This is a genomic window from Moorena sp. SIO4E2 (assembly GCF_010671945.1).
Classification (GTDB): Bacteria; Cyanobacteriota; Cyanobacteriia; order Cyanobacteriales; family Coleofasciculaceae; genus Moorena; species Moorena producens.
Genome location: NZ_JAAHIE010000255.1, coordinates 1 through 10349 on the forward strand (window position 1 = coordinate 1; position 10349 = coordinate 10349).

The window sequence follows — 10349 nt, forward strand, 5'->3', positions numbered from 1 at the left end:
TGAAGGCTGACCCCTGACCGCTGACCACTGACCACTGACCGCTGACCGCTGACCGATGACCGCTGACCGCTGACCGCTGACCGCTGACCGCTGACCGCTGACCGCTGACCGCTGACCGCTGATGGCTGACCGCTGACCGCTGACTGCTGACCGCTGACCGCTGACCGCTGACCGCTGAATGCTTGAATTATCAACTATCAATTTTGAGCATAATCAACTGCCGTTGGAGTAGCGATCGCACTCCATCTAAATCGAAGTTAACATGCTTAATAATTTCTGCTACAGTTTGGCTTTGGGATGAGTCGTCGGGTGAGCTACCATTCTCGTCACAGGCTTCGAGAAACGTAAATTCCTGGTCTGATAGCTTAACCAGCTGGTAATCATAGTCAAATAGGGACTTACTTGGCCAACCGGTCATACAAGGGTGCCGTTCTGGAATTGCGGCTAACAGGTCTTTATCCTCTGACCAATCTACTCGCTCTAAGGGAGGACGGGTGAGGAAAAACTCATAATGAGTCAGTTCGGGATCTAATAATTCAATTAACCGATATAGCTCCCGTTCACTCAGACGTTCTGAGCGTGCCATTAACTCTGGATTCTTGCCAAATAAGCGCTCTTTCTGCCAGTAGCGGGGATTGGAAAACCCAAGAAACTCCAAGCCAGCCGCATCGATTAGTTCAAATAGGGTTTCAATGTTATAGTCAATCTCTTGGGGATGAACGTACATATCCGCGAAGCATTCATCCTGATGGTTTTCCAAAGCCCAGCGTTCCCGGTCTCGCTTGACAATTCGGTTGTTTTCTGGGAGAGCTTCAAATAATTGACGACCGACCTTCACCCCATCCTGGTAGTCTCCCTGGTTTTGACCCTGCAAAAGTGCGATCGCTTGCTGCATCAACTGAATTTCCCAGCGTCCTAATTCAGCATAGACAAAGATATGAAATAAGCCCCCCGGTGCTAGTTTCTTAGCTATAGATTGAATCCCACGGATCGGGTCTGGCAAGTGATGTAACACTCCCACACAATTAATTAGATCGAACTGACCCTCGATTTGGTCAACATCGTACAAGCTCAGGTGATGAAACTCGACCCGATCAGCACCTGAGCGGCGACAGCGTTCCTGGGCTACCTTCAAAGCCCCAGCACTAAGATCAATCCCCACTACTGAGGCTTGGGGATTGAGGTGAACTAGATACTCTGTGCCTACCCCTGTCCCACAACCAGCATCTAGAATCCGAATCTCCTCTCTTTGGGGTGTGTGCCCAGTACAAAAACTATAAGCAGCTCGCCAATTCCAGCGCCAGTTGTATCCAGGAGGTGGCTCATCGAGTAAGGGTTCTGGGGGAAAAGGGTAGGTATCGTAGAGGCGCTCAACGGCAGCAGCGGTTTCTTGAGAGGTTTTCATCACAAAACTTTACAAAACTTAATTATTCGGGGAAATTTTTTACGAAAATAAAGTATAATCTCAAAGGTTTACTGGGATCAATGGCCATCAATCCTGAACTCGATCCCCTAAATTCTATACAATTCTTAATAAATAAACCGTAGAGATCAGAAAAGTTTTAATCTAAAAGCTAGTCGAGTTTACCAATGACATCCATTTTGGGAAATTCTAGGGAACCTACGACCTAGTAGGTTATCCTTATCCCTTGCTCCAAAGTGAGATTGGATAGGACTAACATCAAATGCCTACCCACCAAATGGGTGTCTAAAACGTGTTTATTAACTGCGGCATAAGTCCGCAATGACAGCATAAAAATTTAGGAGCTTTAACAAACCAATGAGTGTCAAGGCAAGTGGTGGAAGCTCAGTTGCCCCTGTGCAACTCTATCAAACTGTCCCATCTGCAACCATTATCCAAGCAGAACAGCAAGACCGCTTCTTAGGAAATGGAGAGATCAACGAGCTACTGGATTACTTCCGTTCCGGAGAAAAGCGTTTAGCAATTGCTGATCTGATTACCAAAAACTCAGACCTAATCGTATCCAAGGCGGCTAACCGGATTTTCGTGGGTGGTTCCCCAATGGCTTTCCTGGAAAAGCCTAAGGAAGCACCTGCCCTAGTAGGGGCTGGCGCTACAGGGGTTCCCGACACCAAAACCTTGGGAACTAGTACCTTTGTTGAGAGTGGAGGTGGATTATTTGGGGGCTTCCGCTCTCTGTTTAGTTCTCCAACTGGACCAACCCCACCAGGTTTCCGTCCCATCGACATCAACCGCTATGGCCCGAGGAATATGCAAAAGTCCTTGCGGGACCTATCTTGGACGTTGCGCTATATCACTTACGCGATTGTTGCTGGTGATCCCAACATCCTAGTGGTTAATGTTCGAGGTTTGCGGGAAGTCATTGAAAATGCTTGTTCAGCTGATGCTACCATCGTGGCAATCCAGGGAATGCGGGCGGCTTCACTAGATTATTTCAAAGGTGATAAGTCGGCACAGGAGATTGTTGCTCAGTACTTTGACATTACCCTGAACGAATTTAAAGCTGCTACACCCTCCGATAAACTGCGGCAACGGCCTTCCATAGACCAACAAGGTCTGCAATTGCCCCAAAGTTACTTTAATGCAGCCGAGCGGCGTCCTAAGTTTGTGATGAAGCCCGGTCTGTCATCCTCAGAAAAAACCGAGGTAGTTAAAGCTGCCTACCGGCAAATCTTTGAGCGTGACATTACCCGCGCCTACGGTTTGTCGATTTCTTATCTGGAATCTCTAGTTAAAAACGGGAACATTTCCATGAAGGAGTTTGTTCGCCGTTTGGGCAAATCTGAACTATACCGGAAGCAATTCTTTGAACCTTTTATCAATAGTCGGGCCTTAGAACTAGCTTTCCGCCATTTCCTAGGTAGGGGTCCATCTTCAAGGGAAGAAGTCCAAAGCTACTTCTCGATTGTTTCCGATGGTGGTCTACCCGCTCTAGTAGATGCCCTGGTGGATTCTCAGGAATACTCTGATTACTTTGGGGAAGAAACGGTTCCCTATCTGAGGGGTTATGGTCAAGAGGCTCAAGAATGCCGTAACTGGGGCATGCAGCAAGATTTGTTGCGCTATAGTGCTCCCTTCCGTAAGGATGCCCAGTTTCTCAATACCTTTGCCAAGTACGAGCAACCGCTGCCTGACCAACATGTCTATGGTTCTGGTAATGACTCGTTGGAAATTCAGTTTGGGGCAATTTTCCCGAAAGAAACCCGGAATCCTACTACCACCCCCGCTCTCTTTGGCAAAGATACTAAACGCCTGCTGATCCACCAAGGCCCAGGAATCAATAACCAAAATAGTAATCCAGGGGCAAGGGGTATGTCCCCCGGTTCCCTTGGCTCTAAGGTGATCCGCCTTGACCAGATCCCTAGTACACAAGACAAGAGTATCAAATTTGCTGAAAGCTCTACTCAAAGGGTAATTCGTGCCTGTTACCTGCGAGTGTTTGGCTTTATGCCCTATGAAGGGGAACGGCTGACTTCAGGGGAAGCTCGGCTGGAAAACGGTGAAATTACCGTCCGCGAGTTTATCCTAATGCTGGCGAAGTCTGATGGTTTCCGCAAACGTTACTGGACACCATTGTATGTAGTCAAGGCAATAGAATATATCCACCGACGTTTACTCGGTCGTCCTAGCTATGGGCGCTCCGAGATGAACAGTTACTATGATGTTGCCTATAAAAAAGGTTTCTACGGTGTAGTAGAGGCAATTGTCAACACCAAAGAGTACTCTGAGGCATTTGGGGAAGATACGGTTCCCTATGAGCGCTATGTGACGGCGGCTGGTTTAAAAATGCGCACCGGAGGAGTGTCTGGTAGCGTGACATCAGCAATGGCAATCATGGCTGAGGAGAAAGTACCTCGCTTTGTTGAGCTGGGTATGGGCAAAGAGATGCTCACCGAACCGGAAGTTGAATTCCGGATTAATCAGGGGGTTAGTGTACAGCGTGAACAAACCAAGATCTTTAAGCTGATTGACCTTAATGATAAGCCAGCGTTGAAAGTCCTAATTGGAGCAGCTTATCGGCAGATATTTGAGCGGGATCTTGAACCCTATGTGATCCAAGCAGCATTTACCTCCCTGGAAAGCCGACTGAGCAATGGCGAAATTAATCTCAAGGAGTTTATTGAAGGCTTAGGTTGTTCTGATCTCTACATCAAAGAGTTCTACACCCCCTACCCCAACACCAAGGTGATTGAACTGGGTACCAAGCACTTCCTAGGACGTGCCCCCTTAAATCAGAAGGAAATCCAGACCTACAACGCAATTCTAGCCTCTGAAGGGATTCGGAGCTTTATTGGGGCAATGGTCAATGGCATGGAATATGCTCAGGCATTTGGAGAAGATACCGTCCCGTACCGCCGCTTCCCCACCTTACCAGCTGCTAATTTCCCGAACACCGAGAAGCTGTATAATCAGCAGACCAAGCAGAATAGTGATGTGGTGGTACCAAGCTTTGATCCAGTCGAGCCTCGCATGGATTCGTCTAAGCTACCTCTGACCGGAAAAGCGATCGCAGATATGGCTGCCCAAAAGTGGCAGGTGGCTACTAACCCTTCCGAGCTGGCCAAGGTAGGTCGTTCTTCTAATCGGAAGCACTCAACCTTGAATCCCAAATCTGCTAAGGCGACACGGATTTTCCGCATCACCCCAAACATTTCTCAGGTTGAAACCGCAGTGGTGATTGATGCCATTTATGACCAAGTCCTGGATTTATTCGGTGAACCAGTACCACCAAAATACCGGCAACAGCATCTAGACAGTCAACTGCGCAATGGAGAAATTTCGGTGCGGCAGTTTGTTAAAGCCTTGGCCAGTAGTAACAGCTATAGTCAGCGGTTTTACCAGCCTTATCCCCCTGCCAAAGTGGTCGAGTTATTGTTCCGGCACTTACTCGGACGTAACCCTAACACTCACGGTGAGGTTCAAACCTACCAGCAGCTGTTGGCGGGACAGGGTCTAGAAGCTGCAGTAACAGCTATGGTTGATAGTCGAGAATACTCCCGCTTCTTTGGTGAAGACGTAGTCCCCTATCAGCGGCTCAGTCAGTAAAAAGTCTGAATTATGAAGGTTGGAGGTTGGAGGTTGAAGGTTTGAAGGTTTGGAGGTTGAAGGTTGAAGGTTGAAGGTTGAAGGTTGAAGGTTGAAGGTTAAAAGTTTAAAATTGAAGGTTTGGAGGTTGAAGGTTGAAGGTTTGGAGGTTGAAGGTTGAAGGTTGAAGGTTTGAAGGTTGAAGGTTGAAGGTTGAAGGTTGAAGGTTTGGAGGTGGTCGGTAGGTTGGACTAGCCTTAAAGGTTAAACTTTCAACCTTTAACCTCTAACTCAGGCCACTAACCTGTAACTGACCTTTCAAACTTTATTAGGGAAAATGTTAAGATGTGTTGCGAAGCTAGGAAAAATGTCAACAATCTGTAGCAAAATATTCCCGGAAGCTAGGTGTATGATTAACCTGCTTTGATTTATGCCTTTGATTTAGGCGGGGTTAGCCAAACCAAGTTTTGCTGGGGCGTGCGTCGGCTGAAGTTCCGACGGCGTATCGAGAACGGCGATTTACCCGGCACATTGCAGGTAACTGCAATGCTACAGAAGCTCTAATTACACCGCAAGGTTAGTTAGAGAGCGTTCATTCTTGGAAATGCCAGTTTAAAAAACCTGGTAATATTTTTTTCTGGAGGAATCCATCTATGAGTATTGTCACGAAATCCATCGTGAATGCAGATGCTGAGGCTCGCTATCTGAGCCCTAGTGAATTAGACGGTATCAAAAGCTTTGTTACTTCTGGTGAGCAGCGCTTACGTATCGCTCAAACCTTAACAGGCTCCCGTGAGACAATTGTTAAGCAAGCTGGAGACCAACTATTCCAAAAGCGTCCAGATGTGGTATCTCCTGGTGGTAATGCCTACGGTCCAGAAATGACCGCTACTTGCCTGCGGGACATGGATTACTACCTACGCTTGATTACCTACGGTATTGTTGCTGGTGATACCACACCAATTGAGGAAATTGGTCTGGTAGGTGCTAAGGAAATGTACAAGTCTTTAGGTACCTCCATTGATGCTGTTGCCGAAAGCGTCCGTTGCATGAAGGGTATTGCTACTGGCATGATGTCTGGGGACGATGCTGCTGAAGCTGGCTCTTACTTCGACTATGTGATTGGTGGATTGTTGTAGGGCAATAAATACTCCTTGGCCTAGTGTTCTGATGATGGCAAAGTTTGTCTGTAGAACCGATAATCACAACTTGAGTTAAATAAGGAAATAGAATCATGCAAGACGCAATTACTGCTGTTATCAACTCTGCCGACGTCCAAGGCAAATATTTGGACGACTCCGCTATGGCAAAGCTCAAGGGCTATTTCCAAACTGGTGAGCTGCGGGTACGTGCAGCAACTGCCATTAGTGCTAATGCTTCTACCATCGTTAAGGAAGCGGTTGCTAAGACCCTGTTGTATTCCGACAGCACTCGTCCAGGTGGCAATATGTACACCACTCGCCGCTACGCAGCTTGTATCCGTGACATGGATTACTTCTTGCGTTATGCTACCTATGCGATGTTGGCCGGTGACCCATCGATCCTTGATGAGCGGGTACTCAATGGCTTGAAGGAAACCTACAACTCCCTTGGTGTTCCCATTGGCAATACCACCAATTCCATCCAAGGCATGAAGGAAGTTACCGCTAGCTTAGTTGGTGCTGATGCGGGTAAGGAAATGGGTGTATACTTTGACTACATCTGCTCTGGCTTAAGCTAACTTAGCTAGTGTTGATGGAATTCGCCAGCCTGTAGTTGTCTGTGTAATTAAGGTCTGGGAAGTTGATTGTGAGTGCTAGCTTGTTAAAGGCGAATCTGGCTCACGTCAGTCAAGCAGAGGAGTTTTGACAGTCTAGTATTGACAATTAACTCCCAGACTTTGGAATAGTTGAGATATTCGATTAACGAATTTATTCCCTCGCTATAGGCGATAGGGGATTTTTTAGACATATTGGAATCAAACCAGAATTAAAATTTTCTTGAATTTTACTAGGAGAAATAACCTCATGCGGACGTTTGAAATAACTGCTTGTGTGCCAAGCCAAAGCAGAATTAGGACACAACGGGAGTTACAGAATACTTTTTTTACCAAGCTAGTTTCCTACGATAACTGGTTCCGTGAGCAGCAGCGCATCCAGAAAATGGGTGGCAAAATTATTAAGGTTAAGCTGGCAACTGGTAAGCAAGGTACAAACACCGGTTTGTAATAATTTTTCGATAATAGCTGTTTATAAAAAAATTTCAGGGGGTCTACTACGACCCCTTTTTGATTTTTGGTGGAAAATGGGGGGATGGAAACAGAGGCAACAGAGGGAAGATATAGCATTTATAAATTCGGTGAGGTACATTTGGGATGTTAGGGAATAGGCAAAAGGCAACAGGCAACAGGCAACAGGGAAAAAAGATTGTGTACCTCATTACTATGAGAAAAGCTATAAACAAGAAACCAAAGGCCAAAGGCGAACAACCAAATAACCTTGGCCTTTCGGCCACGCTACGCGAACAACCTTCAACCACATAACCTTGGCCTTTGGCCACGCTACGCGAACAACCACATAACCTTGGCCTTTGGCCACGCTACGCGAACAACCACATAACCTTGGCCTTTGGCCACGCTACGCGAACAACCACATAACCTTGGCCTTTCGGCCACGCTACGCGAACAACCACATAACCTTCAACCAACCTGATTAAACGTGGCTCTACGTAACCTGATTCTCTTATTTAACCCCTCTACTACAGACTGGGCAGTTAGTGCTCGGTTACTGAAGTGGTTAACGTTTCTATGGCTGTTGATCGGAATAGTAATTCTTTTCTCAGCTTCTTATGCGATCGCAGATGTCGAGTTAGGGGATGGAACATACTACGTCAAGCGACAGCTGATGTGGGTAGTCTTAGGTTTAGTGGGATTTAACCTATTGGTGCGATCACCGTTGCGTTATTTGCTAAAGATCAGCCATTGGTTGGTCCTGGGGCTGTTGGTGCTGCTGTTATTGACTTTAATTCCTGGTGTGGGCACAACGGTTAATGGGGCAACTCGCTGGTTATCTTTCGGTTCGGTTCCCCTGCAACCTTCGGAGTTAATGAAGCCGTTTCTAGTGTTACAAGCAGCTCGGGTATTTGGGCAGTGGGACCGGCTTCAGTGGCGGATTCGTTTCACGTGGCTGGGGATTTTTATGGTGGTGTTGGTGGGAATTTTGTTACAGCCTAATCTGAGTACAACAGCACTTTGTGGGATGACCTTGTGGCTAGTTGCTCTAGCAGCAGGGTTACCGTTTTCTTACTTGGGAGGTACAGCATTTGGTGGTGTCCTGCTGGCAGTACTCAGTATCAGCATTAAGGATTACCAGCGGCGTCGGGTGATGTCATTCCTAAATCCTTGGGCTGATCCAATGCGAGATGGATACCAATTGGTTCAAAGTCTTCTAGCTATTGGCTCCGGTGGGACTTGGGGCTCTGGCTTTGGGTTATCCCAACAAAAGTTATTCTATTTACCCATTCAACACACTGATTTTATCTTTTCTGTCTTTGCTGAGGAATTTGGCTTTGCTGGTAGTATAGCGCTAATGTTATTGTTGATGACATACATGACCCTAGCGGTGATTGTAGCTATTAAGGCAAGAAACCGAGTCTATCAGTTAATCGCGATTGGAGCAATGCTGTTTATTGTAGGACAGTCTCTGTTGAATATTGGTGTCGCTTCTGGGGCTCTTCCCACTACTGGTTTACCCTTCCCATTCTTTAGTTATGGGGGAAGTTCGATGATTTCCAGTTTGTGTTCCGCTGGGTTGTTGATTCGGGTGGCACGAGAGAGTAGTGAGGCGAAAGTTGTGTCTATACAAAGTCGCCGCCAGTCGATAGCAGAACGACGGCAAAGAAGGCACAAGGTCAAAGCCAAAAGGTAAAAGTGACCAATATAGCGGTTTTCAATTTGGTGAGGTACAGAGTTTCTGGTTTTAGGGAACAGCGGATCTGGGAACAGGGAACAGGGAAGAGGAACCCACCCCTAACCCCTCCCAGGAGGGGAAGAGGGAACAGGGCAAAAATTATGTTTACCTCATTAGCGTAAAAAGCGCTATACAGACTAGTAATTTTTTTTTCAGGGCATTCCTACTCCCGACTCCCGACTCCCGACTCCCCACTCCCGACTCCCCACTTCCTAAAACCGATGTCTAGGTCTAGGTTTTTAGTAGATACAAAAACTCCAACGGTAAACCATCAGTATCAGCGATAAACGCTACCTCATAAACACGATTACCGATCATCTGTTGGGTAGGTTCCAAGAGAACCTTCAACGGTTGAAACTGCTCTGGGTTCTGCTCAGAAGCCTCTTTAAAACTTTCTTTCAAGCACTCTAACCAACTTGGCAAGTCAGTAGCGCTATCAGTTAGGTCAAAAGACACGTGGTAATACCCCACATAATGCTCATCCCCAAAGGCATCTGGTGCTGGTAATGGTTCAGGAATTTGGATCAGTTCCAAGCGTCCCCCCAGTCCCTTCAGCCAACACGCTAGAGTCATGCCGGTAGTGAAGCGTTCAGATACCGTGAATCCCAACTTCTCATAAAATGCGATCGCGCGATGAATATTGGCTGTGCGAATCGAAGCGTGATGCATGGGTTTTGTCCTTTGGCCTTTTTCCTTTACCCTTATTCCTTTGTAACCAACAACAGGTGTACTGAAATCACCAAGCGCTAATCACTAATCACGTGCTCACCAATCTACCAATCTAGCAATCACTAAAACAATCGGAAATAAGGGTAGCGCACAGGTACCCCTGGTTCTTTTTCCAAATCAAAATTAATCACTGCCCAACAAGGTTCTTCCTCAGGTTCTGGGCTAAATTCTACCGGCAAGCCATACAACCTGGGTTGGCCTGACTCTGAGTTCCCTCGCCAGGGGGTACTGCGCTCTAGGTAGGCACTCACTAAATCCCGATAACGACTGGCAATAATCACCCGTGTTGCCCGATATCCTTCAGTGTATAGCTTGTCTAGGGCTTCGTGAATCTCAAAGCGAATTCCATCAGGATGAGTGTGCTGTCGGTACCATTTATCTTGCCATAGACGCCAGTGACGCCCAGATTGTAAATGAATCAGTTCCCCAGTTTTTGGGTTGGCTTCAAACGCACCATGACGTGGACACAAGTAAGTGTCAGTCAACGTCAATGCCGGAATTATCTGACGGCAGTGAGGACATTTTATTTCTGAACCGAATATCGGGTACTGCAAGCTAGAATCAATCATTAAATGCTAAAGATTGCCTTAGAGGTATATGCTATTACCTAATGGCTCCATCATTATAACTGGGTATTTATTGCTGTTGGTCTAAGTGACCCCACT

At 46.8% G+C, this 10349-nt stretch carries 9 protein-coding genes and 2 pseudogenes; 6 read left to right on the top strand and 5 right to left on the bottom strand.

What is annotated here, in order from left to right; genetic code table 11:
* The 3 genes and pseudogenes from F6K37_RS44740 to F6K37_RS22770 form a co-directional block, all read right to left on the bottom strand.
* Positions 1–121, bottom strand: a pseudogene (locus F6K37_RS44740) (hypothetical protein); the annotation flags it as partial.
* A pseudogene (locus F6K37_RS44745) lies at positions 70–201 on the bottom strand (hypothetical protein); the annotation flags it as partial. The pseudogenes F6K37_RS44745 and F6K37_RS44740, both read right to left, overlap by 52 nt.
* Positions 191–1405 (bottom strand): class I SAM-dependent methyltransferase, encoded by a 1215-nt coding sequence (locus F6K37_RS22770; protein ID WP_287252305.1) that lies wholly within the window; start codon positions 1403–1405, stop codon positions 191–193. The pseudogene F6K37_RS44745 and the gene F6K37_RS22770, both read right to left, overlap by 11 nt.
* A gap of 375 nt (positions 1406–1780) precedes the next feature.
* Here F6K37_RS22770 and F6K37_RS22775 point away from each other — a divergent pair, with 375 nt between their 5' ends.
* The 6 genes from F6K37_RS22775 (at position 1781) to F6K37_RS22800 (ending at position 8913) form a co-directional block, all read left to right on the top strand.
* Positions 1781–5029, top strand: coding sequence for a phycobilisome rod-core linker polypeptide (locus tag F6K37_RS22775; RefSeq protein ID WP_287252307.1), 3249 nt, complete (start codon positions 1781–1783; stop codon positions 5027–5029).
* Positions 5030–5661: 632 nt separating this feature from the next.
* Positions 5662–6147, top strand: coding sequence for an allophycocyanin subunit alpha (apcA, locus tag F6K37_RS22780; protein ID WP_008180111.1), 486 nt, complete (start codon positions 5662–5664; stop codon positions 6145–6147).
* A gap of 95 nt (positions 6148–6242) precedes the next feature.
* Positions 6243–6728: an allophycocyanin subunit beta gene (gene apcB, locus F6K37_RS22785; protein ID WP_008180109.1), complete on the top strand. Its 486-nt coding sequence runs from the start codon at positions 6243–6245 to the stop codon at positions 6726–6728.
* A 286-nt stretch (positions 6729–7014) separates the two neighbouring features.
* The gene (locus tag F6K37_RS22790) at positions 7015–7215 is read left to right on the top strand and encodes a phycobilisome linker polypeptide (RefSeq protein ID WP_008180106.1); all 201 of its coding nucleotides are present in this window, start codon (positions 7015–7017) and stop codon (positions 7213–7215) included.
* Positions 7216–7576: 361 nt separating this feature from the next.
* Positions 7577–7702 carry a hypothetical protein gene (locus tag F6K37_RS22795; RefSeq protein WP_287252310.1) on the top strand — a complete coding sequence of 42 codons (126 nt, stop codon included), beginning with the start codon at positions 7577–7579 and terminating at the stop codon, positions 7700–7702.
* Positions 7703–7704: 2 nt separating this feature from the next.
* On the top strand, positions 7705–8913 hold the full coding sequence (locus tag F6K37_RS22800) for an FtsW/RodA/SpoVE family cell cycle protein (RefSeq protein WP_287252312.1): 1209 nt from the start codon (positions 7705–7707) through the stop codon (positions 8911–8913).
* 273 nt (positions 8914–9186) lie between these two features.
* Here F6K37_RS22800 and F6K37_RS22805 read toward each other — a convergent pair whose 3' ends face one another.
* The gene (locus F6K37_RS22805) at positions 9187–9624 is read right to left on the bottom strand and encodes a VOC family protein (RefSeq protein ID WP_008180100.1); all 438 of its coding nucleotides are present in this window, start codon (positions 9622–9624) and stop codon (positions 9187–9189) included.
* A gap of 122 nt (positions 9625–9746) precedes the next feature.
* Entirely contained in the window at positions 9747–10253 is a 507-nt protein-coding gene (locus F6K37_RS22810) for a TIGR02652 family protein (protein ID WP_044492328.1), read from the bottom strand.
* Positions 10254–10349 lie beyond the last annotated feature (96 nt).